18 protein-coding genes are annotated in these 21729 nt (G+C 71.0%); 6 read left to right on the top strand and 12 right to left on the bottom strand.

Annotation, left to right across the window (positions count from 1 at the left end; genetic code table 11):
- A partial coding sequence (locus ACT541_RS02520; RefSeq protein WP_476134019.1) for a hypothetical protein occupies positions 1-842 on the top strand: 842 nt, incomplete at its 5' end.
- A gap of 6 nt (positions 843-848) precedes the next feature.
- Here ACT541_RS02520 and ACT541_RS02515 read toward each other — a convergent pair.
- The 3 genes from ACT541_RS02515 to ACT541_RS02505 are packed head-to-tail and all read right to left on the bottom strand — an operon-like array spanning position 849 to position 4376.
- A complete protein-coding gene (locus tag ACT541_RS02515) occupies positions 849-1511 on the bottom strand; it encodes a CDP-alcohol phosphatidyltransferase family protein (protein ID WP_476134017.1) in 663 nt (220 codons plus the stop codon).
- Positions 1508-3148, bottom strand: a complete 1641-nt coding sequence (locus ACT541_RS02510; protein WP_476134016.1) for a xylulokinase — start codon at positions 3146-3148, stop codon at positions 1508-1510. Before ACT541_RS02510 ends, ACT541_RS02515 begins: the two co-directional genes overlap by 4 nt.
- A gap of 31 nt (positions 3149-3179) precedes the next feature.
- On the bottom strand, positions 3180-4376 hold the full coding sequence (locus ACT541_RS02505) for an aminotransferase class I/II-fold pyridoxal phosphate-dependent enzyme (protein WP_476134014.1): 1197 nt from the start codon (positions 4374-4376) through the stop codon (positions 3180-3182).
- A gap of 339 nt (positions 4377-4715) precedes the next feature.
- Between ACT541_RS02505 and ACT541_RS02500 the strand changes: the two genes are divergently transcribed.
- Together ACT541_RS02500 and ACT541_RS02495 are read left to right on the top strand one after the other, a co-directional pair.
- The gene (locus ACT541_RS02500) at positions 4716-5015 is read left to right on the top strand and encodes an acyl carrier protein (protein WP_476134012.1); all 300 of its coding nucleotides are present in this window, start codon (positions 4716-4718) and stop codon (positions 5013-5015) included.
- The gene (locus tag ACT541_RS02495; protein WP_476134010.1) at positions 5012-6229 is read left to right on the top strand and encodes a beta-ketoacyl-[acyl-carrier-protein] synthase family protein; all 1218 of its coding nucleotides are present in this window, start codon (positions 5012-5014) and stop codon (positions 6227-6229) included. The genes ACT541_RS02500 and ACT541_RS02495 overlap by 4 nt, the downstream gene beginning before the upstream one ends.
- A gap of 26 nt (positions 6230-6255) precedes the next feature.
- On the opposite strand, the gene ACT541_RS02490 is transcribed toward ACT541_RS02495, so the two are convergent.
- From ACT541_RS02490 to ACT541_RS02470, 5 genes are all read right to left on the bottom strand, one after another.
- Complete coding sequence (locus ACT541_RS02490) at positions 6256-7398, bottom strand: glycosyltransferase family 4 protein (protein ID WP_476134008.1); 1143 nt, start codon at positions 7396-7398, stop codon at positions 6256-6258.
- A 40-nt stretch (positions 7399-7438) separates the two neighbouring features.
- Complete coding sequence (locus ACT541_RS02485; RefSeq protein WP_476134006.1) at positions 7439-8446, bottom strand: Stealth CR1 domain-containing protein; 1008 nt, start codon at positions 8444-8446, stop codon at positions 7439-7441.
- A gap of 114 nt (positions 8447-8560) precedes the next feature.
- Complete coding sequence (locus ACT541_RS02480) at positions 8561-11626, bottom strand: efflux RND transporter permease subunit (RefSeq protein WP_476134004.1); 3066 nt, start codon at positions 11624-11626, stop codon at positions 8561-8563.
- A gap of 16 nt (positions 11627-11642) precedes the next feature.
- Entirely contained in the window at positions 11643-12755 is a 1113-nt protein-coding gene (locus ACT541_RS02475) for an efflux RND transporter periplasmic adaptor subunit (protein WP_476134003.1), read from the bottom strand.
- Positions 12756-12837: 82 nt separating this feature from the next.
- Positions 12838-14421: an efflux transporter outer membrane subunit gene (locus tag ACT541_RS02470; protein WP_476134001.1), complete on the bottom strand. Its 1584-nt coding sequence runs from the start codon at positions 14419-14421 to the stop codon at positions 12838-12840.
- 128 nt (positions 14422-14549) lie between these two features.
- Between ACT541_RS02470 and ACT541_RS02465 the strand changes: the two genes are divergently transcribed.
- Positions 14550-15212, top strand: coding sequence for a TetR/AcrR family transcriptional regulator (locus ACT541_RS02465; protein ID WP_476133999.1), 663 nt, complete (start codon positions 14550-14552; stop codon positions 15210-15212).
- 6 nt (positions 15213-15218) lie between these two features.
- Here the strand turns inward: ACT541_RS02465 and ACT541_RS02460 are convergent, their stop codons facing one another.
- Both ACT541_RS02460 and ACT541_RS02455 read right to left on the bottom strand, forming a co-directional pair.
- On the bottom strand, positions 15219-16589 hold the full coding sequence (locus ACT541_RS02460) for an L-serine ammonia-lyase (RefSeq protein WP_476133998.1): 1371 nt from the start codon (positions 16587-16589) through the stop codon (positions 15219-15221).
- Positions 16586-17743, bottom strand: coding sequence for a M20 aminoacylase family protein (locus tag ACT541_RS02455; RefSeq protein WP_476133996.1), 1158 nt, complete (start codon positions 17741-17743; stop codon positions 16586-16588). Before ACT541_RS02455 ends, ACT541_RS02460 begins: the two co-directional genes overlap by 4 nt.
- A 176-nt stretch (positions 17744-17919) precedes the next feature.
- On the opposite strand from ACT541_RS02455, the gene ACT541_RS02450 reads away from it, so the two are divergent.
- Complete coding sequence (locus tag ACT541_RS02450; RefSeq protein WP_476133995.1) at positions 17920-18843, top strand: LysR family transcriptional regulator; 924 nt, start codon at positions 17920-17922, stop codon at positions 18841-18843.
- On the opposite strand, the gene ACT541_RS02445 is transcribed toward ACT541_RS02450, so the two are convergent.
- A complete protein-coding gene (locus ACT541_RS02445) occupies positions 18844-19878 on the bottom strand; it encodes a threonine aldolase family protein (RefSeq protein WP_476133993.1) in 1035 nt (344 codons plus the stop codon). It lies immediately after the preceding gene.
- Positions 19879-19924: 46 nt separating this feature from the next.
- The gene (locus tag ACT541_RS02440) at positions 19925-20491 is read right to left on the bottom strand and encodes a helix-turn-helix domain-containing protein (protein ID WP_476133991.1); all 567 of its coding nucleotides are present in this window, start codon (positions 20489-20491) and stop codon (positions 19925-19927) included.
- A gap of 339 nt (positions 20492-20830) precedes the next feature.
- Between ACT541_RS02440 and ACT541_RS02435 the strand changes: the two genes are divergently transcribed.
- Positions 20831-21727 (top strand): NAD(P)-dependent oxidoreductase, encoded by an 897-nt coding sequence (locus ACT541_RS02435; protein ID WP_476133990.1) that lies wholly within the window; start codon positions 20831-20833, stop codon positions 21725-21727.
- The last annotated feature ends 2 nt before the right edge of the window (positions 21728-21729 follow it).

Raw genomic sequence — 21729 nt, 5'->3', positions numbered from 1 at the left:
GCCTCGTCCACTCTCCCGCCGTCATCGCAGCAGGGACGCGCATGAGCGGCGACCTCACCGACCCCACCTCCATGGCGAACGACCCGAAGGACCGCCGCGCACGCGCGCGCCTCGCCGGGCTCGCGGCGCTCCCGGTCCTCGCGGTGCCGGTGATCGTCGCACCGGCAATCGTCTGGGCGCGGATCGCCTGGCATGCCCGCCATCCGGGGGCCGACGCGACGCTCTATCCGACCATCAGCCGGGCGATCTCCGACCCGGCGATCGGCGAGCCCTTCGCCTTCTGGGTGACGCTCGCCGCGCTCCTGCTGTGGCCGGCGACCCACGGCATCCTGTGGATGCTCGCCGCCGAGCTGCCCGATCGGGCCGTGCTCGGGCCGGCGCGCCACCGACTGGTGCGGGGGCTCTTCGTCGCCATGTCGGTCTGCATGACGGCGACCTGCGTCGGCATGGTCTGGCTCGCCCGCTTCCGCCTCGGCGCGACGGCGGAGGAGCACCGCATGCACATGATCGGGTCCTACGTCTTCTTCGCCGGTCAGGCGACGACGATCTTCCTCTGCGCGATCCATCACGCGCTGGTCGGGCCGGCGCGGCGGGCGATCGGCGACGGCGGCTTCTTCACGGCACGGGCGCGGGCCCGGGGCGGCCTCGCCGTCGTCGCGGCGGCGGCCTTCTACGGCGTCGTCTTCCACGCCAAGGACGGCGACTTCGGCGCGGCGACGGGTTTCGTCATTGCGGCCTATGTCGAGCTCGAGACGGCGCTGATCATCGTCTTCCTTGCCTATCTCGCCTGCTATTTCGTCGATCTCCGGCGCTTCCTCGCCCGCCGTCTCGGCGGCGCCTGAGGGCGATCACGCCGGATCGTCGTCCCTGCGGGCGCGGGGCCCGAGCGGGTCTTCCGCGTCGGCGCGCGCCAGCATGGCCCAGGCGCGACGCGCCCGCTGCAGCGCCGTGACGTGGGTGAGGCCGGCGTAGATCCACAGACCGGCGACCAGCGCCGCCTGCTCCTGGCCGAAGGCGCGGAACAGCGTGCCGGCGAGAATGGTCAGACCGCAGAGGAAGAAGATCCGCTCCTGGCGTTCGAAGAGATCGGGCCAGCGGTCGTTGTCGATCGGGATCTCGACCGCGGTGCGGGCCTTGGCGTAGCTGGTCAGGAACGCGCCGGAGAGCCCGAGCATCGCCGCCCACCACGCGCCGGAGACCGCGCCGAGCGCCGCCATGACGGCGAGTTCCTGATAGCGGTCGACGACCGCGTCGAGCCAGCCGCCGCGGCGCGAGCGCAGGCCGGAGAGCCGCGCCACGGCGCCGTCGAGCGCGTCGAAGGCGAAGGCGAGCAGCAGCACCAGGCCGAAGACGGCGAGCGAACCGTGGAGGGGCAACAGGGCGACGTCGACGACGACCAGGACGAGGCCGGCGATCGTCACCTGATTGGGGGTCCAGCCGGCCTCGGCGATCGGCCGGGCGATGCGTTCCCACAAGGGGTCGATATGGGTCTTGAACAGGCCGTCGATCATCGCCCTTCCCTCTTCCAGCCGTCGATGCCGGCCTGGCGCGCCGCCGACCAGCGCACGAGCCACCGCCCGGCCGCGTCGAACTCCCGCCGACGCAGAGCGAGCAGACTACGTTCGCGCGGGTCGGGGCGGTATTCGACCGCCGCCGCGCGGCTCACGGCCCGAATGGCGGCGGCCGGGTCCGGGTTCCAGCCGAGCGCCGGGGCGGCGAGGGCGGCGAGGCCGCGCAGGCCGGCGAAGCGCGGCTCGGCGCAGACCACGGTGCGGCCGGTCGCATCGGCGAGCGCCTGGGCGAAGACCGGGCTCTGGCCGACACCGCCGACCAGCGGCAGCGGCGCGTCGCGGCGCACGCCCTTCTCGCGGCCGACGACGTCGAGCGCCCAGGCGAGGTTGAGTACCGTGCCGTCGATCACCGCGCGGATCAGCGTCGGCCGGTCGTGGCCGAAGCGCAGGCCGAGGAAGGTGCCGCGCAGGCGGTCGTCGTCGACCGGGCAGCGCTCGCCGGCGAGCCAGGGCAGGAACAGCGGATCGTCGTCGCCGCGCGGCCCGGCCTCGGCGAGCAGGGCGCCGATGTCTTCGTCCTTCTCGGCGGTCGGACCGCCGAGCATGTCGCTCAGCCAGTGGAAGGCGCCGCCGCAGGTCTCCTGCGTGGCGATCAGCAGCGGACGGAAGCCGAGCGGCGAGGTGATGGTCGCATAGGAATGGCGGATGCTCACCCGCCGATCGGGGAAGAAGCCGCCGACCCAGGAGCTGGTGCCGGCGCAGACGTGCAGCTCGCCCGGCTCGACCGCGCCGGCGCCGAGCGCCGTGGCGGCGACGTCGCCGCAGCCGCCGATCACGGCTAAGCCGGCGGGAAGCCCCAGTTCGGCGCTCGCGCGCGGCGTCAGGCCGCCGACGACGGCGCTGCCGTCGACGATCTCGGGCAGACGATCGACCGGCACGCCGACCATGCGGCAGAGCGTCGGCGACCAGCCCTCGCGGCCGGGGCGGGTGTCCATCAGCCAGGTGAGATTGGCGGCATCCGCCGTCGTCGCCATGCGGCCGGTGGCGCGGTGGACGAGCCAGTCGCGGACGTCGAGCAGCTTGTCGGTCGCCGCCCAGACCTCGGGCTCCTCGTTCCGCAACCACAGCATCTTGGAGGGCGGGTCCATGCCGTTCTTCGACGGGCCGCCGTTGGCGATGCTGAGCCAAGTCAGGGCGCGCGGGATATTGTAGCCGAACAGCCGCGGGAAGCCGCGCACCAGCGTGCGGGTGACGTCGACGGCGCGCTTGTCGAGCCAGATGATCGCCGGCCGCAGCGGCTTGCCGGCCCGGTCGACGGCGACGACGCCGCACATCTGCGCCGCGAAGGCGAGGGCGCCGACACGGTCGACGGCGTCCGGGTGCAGCGTGCGCAGCGTGGCGAGGGCGCGCACCAGCGCCGACCACCAGTCGGCCGGGTTCTGCTCGGCCCGCATCGGCGCGGGGCGCGACAGCGGATAGTCCTCGACGGTGACGGCGAGGAGCGCGAGGCCGCGATCGAGGATGCCGACTTTGACGCCGCCGGTGCCGAAGTCCGCCGCCAGCACGCAGCCGGAAGCAGCGGTGGCCTGCCGGCGATCCGCGCTCTCGGTCGTGTCTTCGGCCCGGCTCGGTTCCATGTCGCTCCCGTGCGGTCGAGGTCGAGGGCCGTCAGCCGAGCGGAGCGGCGAGGACGGCGATGGTACGGTCGATGTCGGCCCGGCTGTGCTCGGACGACAGGAAGAAACGGATGCGCGGGGCATCCTGCGGCACGCCGACCTGGATCACCGGCGGGGCGTAGATGCCGTGCGCGAGCAGGGCGGCGGCCCTGGCGAGCGTGGTGGGGAAGTCGGGGAAGACGATCGGCACGATACCGCGCCCCATGGCGGCGCCGGTCTCGAGCCCGGCGGCACGGGCGGCGGCGAGGAAAGCCTCGCTGACGGCGGCGAGACGGGCGACGCGCTCGGGCTCGGCGCGCAGCACCGTCAGCGCGGCATGGGCGGAGGCGGTCACCGCCGGCGACAGGCCGACCGAATAGACGAAGCCCGGCAGGGTGAAGCGCAGCCACTCGATCGCCTGCCCATGGGCGCAGACGAAGCCGCCCGACGAGGCGAGCGTCTTCGACAGGGTGCCGACGATCAGATCGACGCGGCGGGGATCGATACCGTAGTGCTCGCAGATGCCGCGGCCGGTCGCGCCGAGGACGCCGATCGAATGGGCCTCGTCGATCATCAGCCAGACGCCGTGGCGGTCGCGCAGCTCGACGAGGCGCGGCAGGTCGACCCAGTCGCCGTCCATGCTGTAGAGGCTCTCGACGGCGATCAGGCAGTTGCGGTGTCCGCTCCGCTCGCGGGTCAGGATCTCGTCGAGGTGGTCGAGATCGTTGTGGCGGAAGGTCCTGACCGTCGAACGCGTCGCCCGGGCGCCCATCATGATCGAGTTGTGGGCATATTCGTCGACGACGAGGAGATCGTCGCCGGCCAGCAGATGCGGGATCAGCGACAGGTTGGCGAGATAGCCGGAGACCAGCGTCAGTGCCGCGTCGGTGCCGACGAAGTCGGCGAGGTCGGCCTCGAAGGCGCGGTGGAACAGGCGCTCGCCGCCGACCAGACGCGAGCCGTTGACGCCGGTGCCCGCCGTCTCGATCGCCGCGACCGCGGCGGCGCGCACGGCGGGGTGTGCCGACAGGCCGAGATAGTCGTAGTTGCCGAAGGAGACGAAGTCGCCGCCGCGCGCCGCGACCGCCGCCTCGAGCGCGTCGACCCGCGCGAACCACGGATTGGCGTCGCCGAGCCCCTCGAGAAGAGCCTGGCCGGCGAGCCGGGACCTCCGCTTGACGAAGGATTCGAAGGGCGAGAGCGACGACATGATCACCCGAGAGGCTGGCGAGAGGGCGGCCCGATCGTACGACGGCTTCGATCGCGAGCGGATGCTCCTTTCGGCGATGCCGGTCCGGGCACGCGCCACCGCACGACGCCCCGACCGGCGCGCACATTAGCGCTTTCGCAGCTTCCGGTCATCCCCACGGGGGTCCCGGACCGATCCTCCCGACTTAGCCGTCATGCGGATTGTCCCCGACTTCACTTCACGCTGCGGCGGGAACGTGATAGGCGGCAGGAGAGGGCGAGAGCGCGATGCTCGGTTCCGGCCGGCCCGCCGCGATCGAAAGGCGGGCGCCGCCGGCGCCCGACTCCGAGGGGTGAGTTCATGTCGGACAATGCTGTCGAGGCGTCCGTCGCGGAGACGGGCAAGCGATGGCCGGAGCTCGAAGCCCGGATCATCGGCTTCATCCAGACCGAGATCCAGGACAAGACGGCCGTGCTGACCCGCGAGACCCGTCGCGACGAGGTGGTCATCGACTCGATCGACATCGTCAACGTCGTCTTCGCTGTCGAGGAGGCCTTCGACGTCGAGGTCAATCTCGCCGCGGATTCGAACTTCGACACGGTCGGCGAGCTCGTCGACACGTTGATCGCCTTCGTCCCGGAAGAGAAGCGCGGCGCATGACGACGGATCGCGCACTCGACGTCACCGGTCGCGGCATCGTCTCGGCCCTCGGCCAGACGGTCGAGGCCTTCACACAGGCGATCTTCGAGGGCCGCTCGGCGATCGGGCCGATCGCCGATCTCGGCTTCGGCGTACGCTTCCCCAACGGCGCGCCGATCCGCGACTTCGTTCCGGCCGACCATTTCGAGGACCGCTCGCTGGCGACGCTCGACCGCTTCGCCCAGTTCGCCACCGTCGCCGCCCGTGCCGCCTGGCGCGAGGCCGGCATCGGCGCCGGCGACGTCGAACCCGACCGCATCGCCGTCGTCATCGGCACCGCGAATTCCGGCATCGACGTTCTCGACGACGGTTTCCGCCGCCTGTTCAAGGCCAACGGTCGCATCCATCCGCTGACCATTCCGCAGACCATGGGCAGCGCCCCGGCGAGCCGCATCGCCCGCGAGATCGGCGCGCGCGGCCCGGTCTTCGGCGTCACCAGCGCCTGCGCCTCGGCGGCGCACGCGATGATGGTCGGCGCCTCGCTGATCCGCGGCGGGCTCGCCGACGTCGCCGTCGTCGGCGGCACCGACTCCTGCTATTCGGAAGGCTATCTCAAGGCGTGGGACGCGCTGCGCGTCGTCTCCTCCGACACCTGCCGGCCGTTCTCGACCGGGCGGCGCGGCCTGATCGTCGGCGAAGGCTCGGGCATGCTGGTGATCGAACGGGCGGGACGGGCCGCGGCGCGCGGCGCCAGGCCGATCGCCCGCTTCCTCGGCGGCGGCATCAGCTCGGACGCCGGCGACATCGTCGCCCCCGATCCGACCGGCATGGCGCTCGCCATCCGCAAGGCGATCCAGGACGCCGGCATCGCCCCGGAGGCGGTCGACTACATCAACGCCCACGGCACCGGCACCGTCGCCAACGACCGCTGCGAGGCCGCCGCCGTCCTCGACGTCTTCGGAGACCGCGGCGGCCGCCTGCCGATGTCGTCGACCAAGTCGATGGTCGGCCATGCGATGGGCGCCTCCGGAGCGCTCGAGGCGATCGCCACGATCGCCGCGCTCGAGCATGCGATCATCCCGCCGACGATGAACTTCCTCGGCGCCGATCCCGACATCGACGTCGACCCGGTGGCCGACGCGGCGCGGCCGGCGGCGATCGGCGTCGCGCTGTCGGATTCCTTCGCCTTCGGCGGCCTCAACGTGTCGCTCGCCTTCGCCCGCGCCGATCTCTGAATCAGCGTCGCCGCGCGGATTTCCGATCAGGCGCTGCGCGCCCTGGCGATCGCCTGCTCGTAGACCGCGACGAGACGAGGGCCGACGGCGCCGACGTCGAAGGCCTCGACATGGGCGAGGCCCCAGGCCCGCAGCGCCGCGCGGCGGGCGGGATCGGCGAGGAGATCGCCCACCTTGGCCGCCAGCGCATCGGCGTCGCCGGGCGGCACCAGAAGGCTCGCTCCCTCCCCGGTCAGCACCCCGGCGTAACCGGGATTGGCGGCGGCGACGACCGGCGTGCCGGCGGCCAGCGCCTCGATCAGCACCAGACCGAAACTCTCGCCGAAGGGCGCCGGGGCGACCATCAGATCGGCCTCGGCGACGAGCCGCCGGGCGGTCGCGTCGTCGGGGGTCGGCACGATCGTCACCCGGCCGGGGCCGCGCGCGGCGAGCGCCTCGACCGCGGGTGCCAGTTCGCCGCCGCCGGCGACCACCAGTTCGGGCGCAGGGCCCGCCGCCGCGCCGCGCGCGACGATCGTCGACCAGGCGGCGATCAGCGCGTCGAGCCCCTTGCGCGCCTCGAAGCGGCCGAGGAACAGCACGCGCGGCGGCGCCGAGGGATCGCGCGGGCGGACGTTCCGGCCGGCTTCGCGCCAGGGCGAGAGATCGATGGTCGGCGGCAGGATCTCGGTCGCACGGCCCGGCCGGCCGAGGCCCGGCAGCACGGCGGCGGTCGGCGAGGCGGCGACCACCGCGTCGGCGCGAGCCGCCATGGCGCGGGCGATCGGCGTCAGCACCCAACGCAGCAGCCGGTCGCCGGGCGGAAGCGTCGCGTGGAAGGTCGCGACCGTCGGCCGGCGGAAGGCGCGCCAGAGGCGGAGCGGCAGCAGCGGCACGAAGGGCGTGTGGAGATGGACGACGTCGATGATGCCGACGTCGAGGGCCGCCGCCGTTTCGGCGATCTCGCGGCCGTCGACCCAGGTGACCTCGAAACGCGTGCCCGACAGCGAGACGCCGACCGAACGGCCGATCGGCCGGATCGGCGGGTCGTCGCTCTCGACGTCGGGGCGCGGCGAGACGATCGTCACGTCATGGCCGCTCGCGCGCAGCCAGCGCGTCAGATCGCGGACATGCGACTGGACGCCGCCGCGGCGCGACATGGCATAGGGCGTGACCTGGAGAATGCGCATGGATCGCACCGTTCCCGCCGGGACGCAGCCGGCTGTTTCCTTATGGGTTTTCCGCCTCCGTCCGACCATCGGCCGGTGCCCGGACACCCTCGACCGGGCCGAGGTGGCGGTCGAGGAGCCGGCGCATGCGGGCCTGCCAGCCGAGCGGGACGGTGTTGAGGCAGAGGGTGCGTGGCGACCACAGCGGCAGCAGCGCCATGCGCAGGCGGATCCAGAAGGCCATCGCCCGGCTCTCCTCGACATGGGCGAGCGAGAGATGCACGGCGCCGAAGGTGCGCACCGTGTCGGTCGGGTGGTCGCGTTCCTCGAAACTGTTGACCAGCGTCTGCCAGAAGAGACAGCGGTCGTCGTCACGGAAGCGGGCGGCGACGGCGTAGCCGAGGTCGTCCCCCATCTCGGCCCAGACCCGCTCGCAGGTCGACCGCCGCATGACGTGGAAGGCGTGTTCCGGCAGGTGCACCCGGTCGAAGCCGCGGCCGAACAGCATCAGGGCGGTACGGGCGGCGATGCGGGTGTGACCGCGGTGGGTGGCGCGGTCGAGCCGGGCACGCCAGCGCGAGGCGTGACGGCCACGCAGGCTCAGTCGCCCGTCGGCGACGAAATACGCCCGCGGCGTCGGGCGCCAGAAGAAGAAGTCGTCGTTGGCGTAGACGAAGATCTCCGACAGGCCCTCGATGCGATGGACGAAGGGCTCGATCGACGGGCTGGCGAAGGTCGGCAGGATCGCCTCGGGCAGGATGGCGGGGTGCTCGACCAGACGGATCGTCGGGTCCGAGAGGTCGACCGGCGGCCTCTGGCCGGGCGCGACGACGATCCAGATGGTGCGGATCCACGGCGCGAAGCGACGGGCGGAGCGAACCGACCAGGCGATCTCGCCCATCTGGGCGTAGCGGGCGTCGTCACCGGAAAGCTCGTCGTCGATCCGCGCCGCCTCGCGGCCGAGCCACGCGCGCTTCAGCGCGCGGAAGGCGGGATCGGCGCCGTCGACCCAGAGGTAGACGAGATCGATCGGCTCGGAGGTGGGGCGAGAGGGGTCGGACGCGCTCATGGGGCACTCGCGGCGGGGCGCCGAAGATCGGCCGCCCGACACTGCCCGAGGCGCGCGCGCCGGACAAGAAGGGGTTCCCCCGGCGCCGTCGTCGCGGACGGCGCCGGGGAGGTCTCAGGCGTGTGCCGGCAATGCCGACGCCGGGGCCTTGGCACGATCGGCGGCGATCATGACGTAGAAGGCCGGCACGACGAAGAGCGTGAACAGCGTTCCGATCGACAGGCCGGTGGCGATGACGAGGCCCATGGCGAAGCGCGACATGGCGCCGGCGCCGGTGGCGGTGATCAGCGGCACGACGCCGAGCACCATCGCCGCCGTGGTCATCAGGATCGGCCGCAGGCGGATCGTCGCGGCGGCGACGATGGCGTCGTGCTTGGAGAGGCCGTGTTCCTGCTGCTCGTTGGCGAATTCCACCATCAGGATGCCGTGCTTGGAGATCAGGCCGATCAGCGTGATCAGACCGACCTGGGTGTAGATGTTGAGGCTGGCGCCGCCGATCCCGATGAAGATGAAGATCAGCGCGCCGGCGATCGACATCGGCACCGAGACGAGGATGACGATCGGATCGCGGAAGCTCTCGAACTGCGCCGCCAGCGCCAGGAAGATGATCAGGATGGCGAAGAGGAAGGTCGTGACCATCCCGTTCGATTCCTGCACGAACTGGCGCGACGGGCCGGCGAAGTCGAGCGTGTAGCCCTGCGGCAGCACGCGGGCGGCGACCTCGCGCAGCGTCTCCAGCGCCTCGCCGGTGGTGACGCCGGGATAGGCGACGCCGGAGACGGTGGCGGCGTTGATCTGCTGGAAGTGGTTGAGCGACTGCGGCACCACTTCGTCGACCACGCTCGCCACCGTGCGCAGCGGCACCATCGAGCCGTCGGCCACCCGGATCTGGGTGTCGAGGATCTGGTCGGCGGTCAGCCGGTAGCGCTGCATGATCTGCGGGATCACCTTGTAGGAGCGGCCGGCGAGCGAGAACCAGTTGACGTGGCCGCCGCCGACCAGCGAGCCGAGCGCGCCGCCGACGTCCGACAGCTGGAGCCCGAGCTGGGCGGTCTTGTCGCGGTCGATGCGGACGCTCGCCTGCTTCTTGTCGATCTTCAGATCGTTGTCGAGGAAGATGAAGCGGCCTGAGGCGACCGCCTCGCGCAGGAACTGGTCGGAGACCTCGCCGAGACGGTCGAAGCCGTCGGGCGTGCCGATCACCGCCTGGATCGGCAGACCGTTGGCGCCGGGCAGCGAGGGCGGGTTGAAGGCGACGACCTTGAGGCCGGCGTTGGCGTCGTAGAGCGCCTGGTCACGCGCCTGGATCACGGCGCTGCCGTCCTTGCGCTTGTCCCAGGGCTTCAGCACGTGGCCGAACAGGGTCTGGCCGGTCAGGTCGATCTCGAAGACGGTTTCCGTCTCGGGACGCGCGAGCAACCCGTCGACGATCGGCTTGGAGAACATCTGGCGCTGCTCGAGCGTCGCGTTGGACGAGGTCGTGGCGATGCCGAGCAGGAAGCCCTGATCCTCCTCGGGAGCGAGCTCGCTCTTCGAACCGACGTAGAGGAAGCCGATCGAGGTCAGCACCAGCGCGGCGAAGACGGCGACGACCGGCAGGTTGTCGATCGTGCCGGAGAGCATGCCGCGATAGCGGTTCGTGACCCGGGTCATCACCGCGTCGATGACGTCGACCGCCTTGCGGTCGAAACGCCCGAGCCGGTGGTGCGGCACCAGGATCTTGGAGCCGAGCATCGGCGTCAGCGTCAGTGCGACGATCGCCGAGATGGTGACGGCGCCGACCAGCGTGAAGGCGAACTCGACGAAGAGCGCGCCGGTGAGGCCGCCCTGGAAGCCGATCGGCACGTAAACCGCAATCAGAACCACGGTCATGACGATGATCGGCGCGGCGAGCTCGCGTGCCGCCGCGAAGGCGGCGTCGAGCGGCGAGACGCCCTCGGCGAGATGGCGCTCGATGTTCTCGACCACGATGATGGCGTCGTCGACCACCAGACCGATCGCCAGCACCAGGGCCAGCAGGGTCAGGAGATTGATGGAGAAGCCGAAGATCAGCATCATCGTGAAGGTGCCGATCAGCGACAGCGGGATCGCCACCACCGGGATCAGCACCGATCGCCACGAGCCGAGGAAGAGGAAGACGACCAGCGTCACGATGCCGAGCGCCTCGATCAGCGTCGTGACCACCTCGTGGATCGAGGCGTTCACGAACTCGGTCGAGTCGTAGAGGATCTCCGCCTCGAGGCCGGTCGGCAACTGGGCGCGGACCGAGGGGAAGACGTCGCGGACGCGGGCGATGACGTCGAGCAGGTTGGCGGTCGGGGCGACCTGGATGCCGATGGCGATCGCCTGCTTGCCGCCGAAGGCCATGGCGGTGTCGTAGTCGTCGGCACCGAGCGAGACCTCGGCGACGTCCTTCAGGCGCACCACCGCGTCGCCGGACTGCTTCACCGCCAGCTCGCGGAACTCGGCGACCGAATGCAGCGACGTCGAGGCGGTCAGGTCGACCTGGATCATCTGGCCCTTGGTCGAACCGACGCTGGCGATGTAGTCGTTGGCGGTCAGCGCCTTGGAGACGTCCGAGGCGGTCAGGCGATGGGCGGCGAGCCGGTCGGGATCGAGCCAGGCGCGCAGCGCGAACTTCTTGCCGCCGAGGATCTCGGCGGTCTGCACGCCCTCGACCGACTGCAGGCGCGGCTGGACGACGCGCACCAGATAGTCGGTGACCTGGTTGGGCGCGAGCACGTCGGAGCGGAAGCCGATGTACATCGCGTCGATGGTCTGACCGACCTTCAGCGTCAGAATCGGCTGCTGGCTGCCGTTCGGCAACTGGTTGAGGACCGAATTGACCTTGGCGTTGATCTCGGTCAGCGCCTTGCCGCTGTCCCAGTTGAGACGCAGGTTGACGGTGATGGTCGAGACGCCCGACACCGAGGTCGAGGTCATGGTGTCGATGCCGTTGGCCTGGGCGACGGCGCCTTCGAGCGGCGTCGTGACGAAGCCGGCGACGACGTCCGGATCGGCGCCCGGATAGACCGTCGTCACGGTGACGACGGCGTTCTGGGTGCGCGGATACTGCAGCACCGGCAGCGAGAAGACGGCGCGCAGGCCGATCACGAGGATCAGCAGGCTGACCACCGTCGCCAGGACCGGCCGACGGATGAAGATGTCGGTGAAACGCATCGCGGACGTCCCTTCCTCACTTGTCGGCCGGGGCCGGCGCGGGATCCGTGGTCGGAACGACGGAGTTCTCGATCTTCACCGACACGCCCTTGCGCAGCTTGGTCTGGCCGGCGGTGACGACGGTGCGACCGGCCTCGAGGCCGTCGAGCACGGCGACGAGGTCGCCGCGGGTCTCGCCGAGCTTGACGAAGACCGGCTCGACCTTGGCGGCGTCGCCCTTGCCATCGACCACATAGACGCTGTCGCCGTAGGGATTGGCGACGATCGCGGCGACCGGCACGGTGATGCGATCGACCGGCGCACCGATGTCGATCGAGACGCGGGCGAACATGCCCGGCACCAGCCGCTCTTCCGGGTTGGCCAGCGTGGCGCGGACCTGGACGTTGCGGGTGGCGGTGTCGACCTTCGGGTTGATCGCGGTGATCTCGCCGACGAAGGACTCGTTCGGCCAGGTGTCGACGCGGGCGACGATCTTCTGCCCGACCGCCAGTTGCGACAGCGCCTGCTGCGGCAGCGTGAAGTCGACGTGGATCGGATCGAGCGCCTGCAGCGTGACGATCGCCGTGCCGGCCGGCAGGAACTGACCGAGGTCGGCGTTGCGGATGCCGAGCCGGCCGGTGAAGGGCGCGACGAGCGTCTTCTTGGCGAGCGCGGCGCGCTGGGCCTCGGCCTGGGCGCGGGCGTTCTTCAGGTTGGCGGCGTCGGAATCGACGGCGGCCTGGGCGACCGCCTTGATCTTCAGCTGCTCGGTGTCGCGATCGAGGTTGATCTGCGCCAGCCGCGCGGTCGCCTCGAGCGCCTCGAGCCGGGCCGCGTCGTCTTCCGACTTGAGCCGCAGCAGGACGCGCCCGGCCTCGACCTTCTCACCGGAGGTGAAGGTGACCGTGTCGACGATGCCGGAGACCTCGAGCGCGAGGTCGGAGCCGTCCTTGGCCTTGAGCGTGCCGATCGCCGTCAGGCGTTCGACCCAGGGTTCGGTGCGGGCCTCGGCGGTGGCGACCGTCTGGCGCGGGTTGGCCATCGCGGCCATGGCCTGGGCGATCATCTTGCTCTTGAAGAGATCGAAGCCGACGAGGCCGGCGGCCACCAGACCGACGGCGAGCAGCATGAGGGTCATGCGCTTCCACATCACGACATCTCCGTCGTTTCTCGGGTTCATCCGACGGCCCGGACGCGGCCGGCCGTCGTCTTGGTTCGATGCGGCGGGCGCGTCAGCGCCCGTCCTTGTCCTGGGTGGCCGCGGCGACCTCGGTCGTCGCCGGTTCCTCGACGCGGTTCCACCAGCCGCCGCCGAGCGCCTGCATCAGCGCCGCGGTGTCGGCATGGCGCTGGGCCTGTGCCTTGACGCGGGCGATGCGGGCGTTCTGGTGCGCCTGATCGGCGGTGAGGACGGAGGTCCAGGTGGTGGCGCCGGCCTTGTACTGGTTGCGAGCGATCTCGAGACTGCGGCGTGCCACGGTCTCGGCCTCGGTCTGGGCCGCCAGAGACTTGGCGTCGGCCTGGATGGCACGCAGCGCGTCGGCGACGTTCTGGAACGCCTTCAGCACCGTCGAGCGATACTGCGCGGCGGCCTGATCGCGGGACGCGATGGTCGATTCGCGGGCATGGGCCAGCGCACCGCCACGGAAGATCGGCTGCGCCACGCCGGCGGCGAGGCTCCAGGCCGCCGTCTGCGGGCCGAAGAGTTCGTTCGGCGACAGTGCCTGCGAGCCCCAGGAAGACGAGAGCGTCAGCTTCGGCAGCATGGCGGCGGTCGCCACGCCGACCTGAGCGTTGGCGCGATGCAGCGTCTCTTCCGCCGCGAGCACGTCGGGGCGTTGGCGGACCAGCGACGACGGCAGGCTGAGCGGCAGGCGATCGGGCAGGTGCAGCGCGTCGAGCGCGACGCTCTCGCCGCGATCCTCGGACGGCATGCGCCCGAGATAGACCATCAGCAGGTTGCGGTTCTGCCCGAGCTGTTTCTCCAGCGCCGGCAGCGCGACCTTCGTCTGGGCGAGGTTCGATTCCTGCAGCAGCACGTCGGTCTGGGCGACGGCGCCGAGGGCGAACTGCTGCCGGAGCAGCGCGAGCTGCTCCATCTCGGAGCGGATGATGTCCTTGGTCGCGGCGATCTGCGCGCGCAGCGAGGCATCGGTGACGACGGTGGCGACGACGTTGGCCGACAGCGCCAGCCGGGTCGCCTCGAGTTCGAGGCCCTGCTGGCGGGCGGTGGCCTCGAGCCCCTCGATCTTGCGACGCTCGCCGCCGAAGACGTCGAGGTCGTAGGAGACCGAGACCGAGGTCCCCGTCAGGTCGAAGAGCGAACCGTGGCCGCGCAGGCCGTTCTGGGCCGGCGAGGCGCCGATGCGCTGCTGGTTGCCGGAGAACGAGGCCTGCGGCAGCAGCGAGCCGGCCTCGGAGGCGACGTTCTCCTGCGCCGCCTTCAGCGCCGCCTGACCGGCGGCGACGTCGGGGTGGTTGCGCAGCGCCTCGGCGACCAGCGCGTCGAGCGTCTTGGAGCGGTAGAGTTTCCACCACTCGCCGGGAATGTCGCGGCCGACCTCGAATCGCTGGGCGTTGCCCGCGGCACCCGGCGCACCGGTGGTGCCGGCCGGCGTCGCCTCGCGGGTGTAGCCGCCCTGAGGCGCGGGCGGCGACTCGAAATCGGGCCCGACGGTGCAGGCGGCGAGCGTCGCCGAGAGCCCGGCGGCGAGGAGCGCCGAGACGGCGGCACGATGCCCGGCGCCCTTGGGCGCCGCGAAGGCGGGACCACGGCCGGCGGAACGGGGAGAGCACCACGTCGAAAGAAGGGTCATGTGGATCTCGACAAAAATTGAACTGAGACGTACAGTTCAGTTTCGGCCCCAACATGATGGGCATCGCTTCCGCCGTCAAGCCCGGATATGAGGCGAACGGGCGGAAACGAAGAATCGGGGAGAGGACGATGAACAGCGGAAACGCCACCTACGAGGAGACGGCACCGTCGGCAGCGCTGCGGCCGAAGGCACGCCGCGTGCTCGAGGCGGCGTTGGAGCTGTTTCTCGAGCGGGGCTACGACCAGGTCTCGACCGAGATGATCGCGCAGGCGGCGGGCGTCTCGAAGGCCACGGTCTATGCCTATTTTCCCAGCAAGGAAGAGCTCTTCTCCGAGGTCGTGCTCAGCCGTTGCTCCGAACTGACCATGCGGATCGCCATCCCCGAAACGATTCCGGAGGACTTCGAACGCTCGCTGGTCGAGATCGGCTGCTCGCTGCTCGAGGTCTTCGCCGACAAGCTCGGCGTCCGCCTCTATCGCCTGCTGGTCGGCGAGGTGCACCGCTTCCCCAAGCTCGCGCTGTCGTTCGAGGCCGCCGGCCCCTCCGACATCGAGAGCCGCATGGCGGATTACTTCCGCCGGGCGGCGGAGGCCGGCACGATCGCCGTCGACGACATCGCGATGGCGACCGATCTCTATCTGTCGCTGATCATGGGGAGCCTGCCCTTCGATCAGGCGCTCGGCCTGCCGTCGTGGGACGACGCGCGCAACCTCGCCCGCATCGAGGCGGCGGTGGCGTTGTTCCTGCGCGGCGTCGCGGCGCTGGCGCCGGCGGCACGCCCGGCGCGCTGAGCGCCCTCAGCAGTCGACGACGTTGACGGCGAGGCCGCCGCGCGAGGTCTCCTTGTACTTCGACTGCATGTCGGCGCCGGTCTCGCGCATGGTGACGATCACCTCGTCGAGCGAGACGAAATGGGTGCCGTCGCCGGCGAGCGCCAGCGTCGCCGCGGCGATGGCCTTGATCGCGCCGAAGGCGTTGCGCTCGATGCAGGGGATCTGCACCAGGCCGGCGATCGGGTCGCAGGTCATGCCGAGATGGTGCTCCATGGCGATCTCGGCGGCGTTCTCGACCTGCTCGTTGGTGCCGCCGAGCGCCGCCGCCAGACCCGCCGCCGCCATTGCCGCGGCGACGCCGATCTCGCCCTGGCAGCCGACCTCGGCACCCGAGATCGAAGCGTTGCGCTTGAACAGCCAACCGATCGCCGCCGCGACATGGAGGAAGCGCCTGAGCCCGTCGGGGCCGACCTCGGGGCGGAAGTCGCGGGCATAGCGCAGCACCGCCGGCACCACGCCGGCCGCGCCGTTGGTCGGCGCGGTGACGACCCGGCCGCCGGCGGCGTTCTCCTCGTTGACCGCCATCGCCCAGGCACCGACCAGATCGAGCGCCGAATGGGGCGGCAGCGCCGTCGCCGCGGTGTTGCCGAGGCGGCCGGCGAGCGAGCGGGCGCGCCGCTTGACCTTCAGACCGCCGGGCAACTCGCCCTCGGCCGCGAGGCCACGCTCGATGCAGTCGAACATGGCGGCGAGCACGCGATCGACATGGGCCTCGACCTCCGCCTCGGAGCGCCGGGCACAATCGTTCGCCCGCGACATCGTCGCGAGGTCGAGCCCGGCGGCCCGGGCGCGCTCCAGCATCTCGTCGGCGTCGTCGAAGGGATGGGGCACCGCGGGACCGTCGGCCTCGCCCGCCGCGGCGTCGTCGCCGTGACGGCGGACGAAGCCGCCGCCGGTCGACAGCCAGATCTCCTCGGCGGCGACGCGACCCTCCGCGTCGCGGGCTGTGAACTTCAGCGCGTTGGGGTGGCCCGGGGACGGCGTCTCGTAGTCGAAGACGATGTCGCGGTCGGGGCGGAAGGGGATGTCCCGCGCGGCGCCGAGGGCGAGAAGGCCCTCCGCGCCGGCGCGGCGGACGATCGCCTCGGCGCGGTCGGGATCGACGGTCGCCGGCCACTCGCCGGCGAGGCCGAGGATCACGGCACGGTCGGTCGCGTGCCCCTTGCCGGTGAAGGCGAGCGAGCCGTAGAGCGCCACCGTCAGGGTTGCGACCCGATCGAGGTCGCCGCGCTCAGACAGCGCGGCTACGAAACTCGCGGCCGCCCGCATCGGTCCCACGGTGTGGGACGACGACGGGCCGATGCCGATCTCGAAGATCTCGAAGATACCGATCATCGCGGCAGGATACGCTCGACGAGGGCGATCCACCACGACGCGCCGAGTGCGAGCGCGGCGTCGTTGAAATCGTAGAGCGGATTGTGCAGCGAGGCGCGATGATCGGCGTCGCCGACGCCGAGGAAAGCATAGGCGCCGGGCTTTTCCTGCAGCATGAAGCCGAAGTCTTCGGCCGCCATCGACGGCGCGCAGTCGGCGTTCACGCCCTCATCGCCGAGCACGGCGCGGGCCGCGGCAGCGGCCTCCGCCGCTTCGGCAGGCGTGTTGATGGTCGCGGGGTAGCGGCGCTCGTAGCGCAGTTCGGCGCGGGCGCCGTGGGCGGCGGCGACGCCCTCGCAGATCTCGCGCATCGCCGTCTCGATCCGGTCCTGGACGTCGGGCGACATCGACCGCGTCGTGCCGCGCAGGATCACGCCGTCGGGCACGACGTTCCAGGTGTCGCCACCGTGGAACTGGGTGACGGAGACGACGGCGCGCTCGAGCGGGCTGAGGCGGCGGGCGACCACCGTCTGAAGTGCCGTGACGATCTCGGCACCGACGACGATCGGGTCGATGCCGGTCTCCGGCATGGCGCCGTGGCAACCCTTGCCGTGGACCTCGATCTCGAACGTGTCGAAGGCCGCCATCATCGTCGCGCCGTTGACGCCGAAGGTACCGAGCGGCATCGCCGGCCAGTTGTGCAGGCCGAAGATGCGGTCACAGGGGAATTTGTCGAAGAGCCCGTCGGCGATCATGCGGCGGCCGCCGCCTTCGTTCTCTTCCGCCGGCTGGAAGATCACCCGCAGGGTGCCGGAGAAGGCCCGTGTCGCCGCGAGATGGCGGGCGGCGCCGAGCAGCATGGTGGTGTGGCCGTCGTGACCGCAGGCGTGCATGCGGCCGGGATGGCGCGAGGCATGGGGAAGCCCGGTCTTCTCGGTGACGTGCAGTGCGTCCATGTCGGCGCGCAGACCGACGGTCGGGCCGGTGCCGACCGTCAGCGTGCCGACGACGCCGGTGCCGCCGAGGCCGCGATGGACTTCGAAACCGTCCTCGGCGAGGCGCGCCGCGACGAAGTCGGCGGTGCGGAACTCCTCGAAGGCGGTCTCGGGATGGGCGTGCAGATCGTGCCGCCAGGACCGCATGGTGGCGAGGAGGGCGTCGTCGAGTTTCACCATGCCGGTCGTTCCCGTTCGAGAGGGCGTCTTCGGCCGTCGCGAGCGGCGGGCCGATTGCTCATCTTTCGAGCGTGCCATGATGAAGGCATGCCCGGCATGCCCGTTGATCTGTCCTTCGGTTGCGTTCCGTGCAACACTCCGCGACCTCACCACCGCGACGGGAGCGCGGCGCCGCCATGGACGACCAACGCATCGCCTATCTCTTCGAAACCGTCCGTGCCGGCAGCATCCGCGCCGCGGCGGAGCGGATGCGGGTCAACGCCTCGACGATCAGCCGCCAGATCGCGCTGGTCGAGAAGGACTTCGGCACCCCGATGCTGGAGCGCCTGTCGCGCGGCATCCGGCCGACCGAGGCGGGGCGCGTGCTGGTCGACTGGTGGGCGACGCAGCAGGCGGCGCGCGCCGACGTCGAGGAGCGGATCCGCGAGCTGCGCACCTCCAGCCGCGGAACGGTGCGGCTGGTGATCGGCGAGGGCTTCGTCGGCGACCTCCTGTCGGGTCCGCTGCAGGACTTCTGCCGCGTCCATCCCGGCATCGCCATGTCGATCGAGGTGATGGCGACGGCCGACATCGTGCGGGCGATCACCGAGGACGAGGCGCAGGTCGGCCTGGTCTTCAACCCGCCCTTCGACGAGCGGCTGCATTCGACGGCGCGGATTCGCTCGTCGATCCGCCTTCTGGTCAACCGCGCCCATCCCTTCGCCGGCTCCGATCGCCATCCGACGCTGGCCGAGCTCACCCGCGAGCGGGTCGGTTTCCTGACGCCGGCTTTCGGCGTGCAGCGGGTGATCGACGCGGCGCTGCGGCGGGCGGAGGTGTCGATCGATCCGATCATGCGGACCAATTCCTTCACCCTGCTGCGCCGCTTCGTCGCCTCCGACCTCGGCGTGGCGCTGATGCCGGCCTTCGTCGCGGTGCCGGAGATCGAGGAGGGGACGGTGGTGGCGCTGCCGATCGACGACGCGACGCTCGAGACCGCCGAGATCCACATCGTCACCCGCCACGGCCGCCAGTTGCCGGCGGCCGCGATGAAGTTCCTGTCGCATCTGCGCAGCCGGCTGCGCGCCTTCGGCGGCGCGCCGGGCGAGGCGACGGCCTGATCACCCCGCCACCGCGCGGATGTCGGCGATCAGCGCGTCGACCCGCGTCGGCTCGGCGTCCCAGGCGAACATGAAACGCGCGCCGCCGCCGATGAACGTGTAGAAGCGCCAGCCGCGTTCGCGGAGCGCGTCGAGCGTCGCCTCGGGCGCCGACAGGAAGACGGCATTGGCCTCGACCGGGAACAGCGGGCGGATGGTCTCGAGATCGGCGATGCCGTCGGCGAGGCGGCGGGCGCAGGCGTTGGCGTGCGTCGCGTTGCCGAGCCAGGCGCCGGTCTCGATGATCCCGACCCAGGGGGCGGCGAGGAAGCGCATCTTCGAGGCGAGCTGGCCGGCCTGCTTGCAGCGGTAGTCGAAGTCGCGGGCGAGATCGCGGTCGAAGAACAGGATCGCCTCGCCGAGCGCCAGGCCGTTCTTCGCCCCGCCGAAGCACAGGACGTCGACGCCGGCGCGCCAGGTGATGTCGGCGGGCGAACAGCCGAGGCTGGCACAGGCATTGGCGAAACGGGCGCCGTCCATGTGGAGACGCAGACCGAGTTCACGGCAGACCGCCGAGATCGCCCGGATCTCCTCGATCGTGTAGACGAGGCCGGTCTCGGTCGGCTGCGTGATGGTCACCGCCGCGGGCTTCGGGAAATGGATGTCGCGGCGGCTGGTGGCGAGCGCGCGGACCGCCTCGGGCGTCAGCTTGCCGCCTTCGGTCTCGACCACCAGCAGCTTGGAGCCGTTGGAGAAGAACTCCGGCGCGCCGCATTCGTCGGTCTCGACATGGGCCGTCGAGGTGCAGATCACGCTGTGATACGACTGGCAGAGTGCAGCGAGCGCCAATGAATTCGCCGCCGTGCCGTTGAAGACGAAGAAGACCTCCGCCTCGGTCTCGAACAGGCCGCGCAGGGCGTCCGAGGCCTTGGCCGTCCACGGGTCTTCGCCATAGGCGAAGGCGTGGCCGGTGTTGGCGGTGATCATCGCGGCGACGGCCTCGGGGCAGGCCCCGGCATAGTTGTCGCTGGCGAATTGCTGCGGTTCCCGCACCATGATGGTCGCTCCGGGCTCGTGTCGTGTCGATGAAGGGCTTTGTGGCTCAGGCGTGGATCACCACCAGCAGCGCGCGGGCCGGCGTGGCCCCGACCTGGGCGATGCGATGGGGCACGTCCGCCGGATAGCGGGCGATCTCGCCGGCCTCGACGCGGCGGACGTCGCCGCCGCTCGTCACCTCGAGCACGCCGTCGAAGACGGTGACGTGTTCGAAGGCGCCGCGCTGGTGCGGCGGGCTGTCGAGCTGGCCGCCGGGGTCGAAGGTCAGGTCGTACCATTCGGTCGTGCCGGCATAGTGCGGCGGCGACAGGATGCGCAGGGCGCAGAGCCCGTCGCGCGTCCGCATCTCCGGCACGCCCTCGTGCGGGATCACCTCGATGCGGCTCGCCAGCGCCCCGACGCCGGCGCCGGAGGTCAGCGCGCCGATGTCGACGTCGAGCGCGCGGGTGATGCCCCAGAGCACCGCGAAGGTCGGATTGGCGAGCTCGCGCTCGATCTGGGAGAGCATCGACTTCGACACGCCCGAGGTCGCCGCCAACTGGTCGAGCGTCATGCCGCGCGCCAGCCGGGTGGTGCGGATGATCGTGCCGATGGCGGGGACTTCGCTGGACATGGGGATGCTCCGGTTCGTGGCGAGTTCAATATATCGAACCAATCCGCTTTGCAAGACACCGAGGAACCCGTAGAGCCGCGGCCTTGCGGAGACCTCTTCCGGCCATCGGCGCCGAAATCGTTACGGATACCGCCCTGACACGAGGCCGCGCGCGAAGATCATCCGCACGTTGCGGGACCTTTCGGCCATGGAAATTCCAATATACGAAACCTCACGAAGGCGCCGTCGCCGTCCCGGCCGCGCAGGCTGTCCGGCAGTCGCTGCCCAAGTGTTGCGCACGATGCAACGTTGGGCGTTCGTGCCTCGTGTGCCGCGGTTCGCCGGGTCCGGTTAGCGTTCATGGATCGGACACAAGGGGAGCCGCACATGGCGACGATCGGCATCGTGGGTTTGGGCAACATGGGCCGCGGCATGGCCCTGACCCTGCAGCGCAAGGGCCATCGCGTCCTCGGCACGGATGCGTCGCCGGCGGCACGCGCGGCGCTCGCCGCCGAAGGCATCGAGACCCACGACGGGCTCGCGCCGCTGACCGCGGAGGCCGACGTCCTCGTCCTGTCGCTGCCGACGGCGGAGATCGTCGAAGCGGTGGTCGCCGGCCCCGACGGCATCCTCGCCCATGCCCGCGCCGGGCTCACGGTCGTCGACACCACCTCGTCGCATCCCGACACCTCGCGGCGCATGGCCGCCCGTCTGGCAGACGTCGGCATCGACTTCGTCGACGCCCCCGTCAGCGGCGGGCCGAAGGGCGCGATCACCGGCACCATGACCATGGTGCTGGGCGGCGACGATGCCGTCGTCGCCAGGGTCGAGCCGATCCTCGCCGACATGAGCGCCAAGCGCGTCCACATCGGCCCGGTCGGCGCCGGTCACGTCTGCAAGATCGTCAACAACCTGCTCTGCGCCGCCCATCTCTTGACCGGCGCCGAGGCGATGCGCATCGCCCGCGAGGCCGGCGTCGATCCGGCGCGGCTGCTGGAAGGCCTCAACGGCGGTTCCGGCCGTTCGGGCGTGACGCTGGTCAACTTCCCGACCTGGATCCTCAACGGCGCCTTCGATTCCGGCTTCACCATGAAGCTGATGCGCAAGGACGTCCGCCTCGCCGCCCAGCTCGTCGGCGAACTCGGGCTCGACCTGCCGATGACGGCGGAGACCGCGCGGCTGTGGGCCGAGAGCGCCGAGACGATCGCCGACGGCGAGGACTTCAACCGCATCGTGGACCTGCGGCAGAGCCGCTGAAT

Source organism: Pinisolibacter sp. DMC100, assembly GCF_056313705.1.
The sequence above is the reverse complement of the archived record's forward strand: the minus strand, read 5'-3'. Positions and strand labels throughout refer to the sequence as shown.

Excerpts from the sequence above, each read along its gene's own strand:
- ACT541_RS02510 (WP_476134016.1), bottom strand. The coding sequence starts at position 3,148 with ATGGAACCGAGCCGGGCCGAAGACACGACCGAGAGCGCGGATCGCCGG.
- ACT541_RS02445 (WP_476133993.1), bottom strand. The coding sequence starts at position 19,878 with ATGGTGCGGGAACCGCAGCAATTCGCCAGCGACAACTATGCCGGGGCC.
- ACT541_RS02465 (WP_476133999.1), top strand. The coding sequence starts at position 14,550 with ATGAACAGCGGAAACGCCACCTACGAGGAGACGGCACCGTCGGCAGCG.
- ACT541_RS02485 (WP_476134006.1), bottom strand. The coding sequence starts at position 8,446 with ATGAGCGCGTCCGACCCCTCTCGCCCCACCTCCGAGCCGATCGATCTC.
- ACT541_RS02470 (WP_476134001.1), bottom strand. The coding sequence starts at position 14,421 with ATGACCCTTCTTTCGACGTGGTGCTCTCCCCGTTCCGCCGGCCGTGGT.
- ACT541_RS02490 (WP_476134008.1), bottom strand. The coding sequence starts at position 7,398 with ATGCGCATTCTCCAGGTCACGCCCTATGCCATGTCGCGCCGCGGCGGC.
- ACT541_RS02460 (WP_476133998.1), bottom strand. The coding sequence starts at position 16,589 with ATGATCGGTATCTTCGAGATCTTCGAGATCGGCATCGGCCCGTCGTCG.
- ACT541_RS02480 (WP_476134004.1), bottom strand. The coding sequence starts at position 11,626 with ATGCGTTTCACCGACATCTTCATCCGTCGGCCGGTCCTGGCGACGGTG.
- ACT541_RS02440 (WP_476133991.1), bottom strand. The coding sequence starts at position 20,491 with ATGTCCAGCGAAGTCCCCGCCATCGGCACGATCATCCGCACCACCCGG.
- ACT541_RS02450 (WP_476133995.1), top strand. The coding sequence starts at position 17,920 with ATGGACGACCAACGCATCGCCTATCTCTTCGAAACCGTCCGTGCCGGC.
- ACT541_RS02515 (WP_476134017.1), bottom strand. The coding sequence starts at position 1,511 with ATGATCGACGGCCTGTTCAAGACCCATATCGACCCCTTGTGGGAACGC.
- ACT541_RS02500 (WP_476134012.1), top strand. The coding sequence starts at position 4,716 with ATGTCGGACAATGCTGTCGAGGCGTCCGTCGCGGAGACGGGCAAGCGA.
- ACT541_RS02495 (WP_476134010.1), top strand. The coding sequence starts at position 5,012 with ATGACGACGGATCGCGCACTCGACGTCACCGGTCGCGGCATCGTCTCG.
- ACT541_RS02505 (WP_476134014.1), bottom strand. The coding sequence starts at position 4,376 with ATGTCGTCGCTCTCGCCCTTCGAATCCTTCGTCAAGCGGAGGTCCCGG.
- ACT541_RS02435 (WP_476133990.1), top strand. The coding sequence starts at position 20,831 with ATGGATCGGACACAAGGGGAGCCGCACATGGCGACGATCGGCATCGTG.
- ACT541_RS02475 (WP_476134003.1), bottom strand. The coding sequence starts at position 12,755 with ATGTGGAAGCGCATGACCCTCATGCTGCTCGCCGTCGGTCTGGTGGCC.
- ACT541_RS02455 (WP_476133996.1), bottom strand. The coding sequence starts at position 17,743 with ATGGTGAAACTCGACGACGCCCTCCTCGCCACCATGCGGTCCTGGCGG.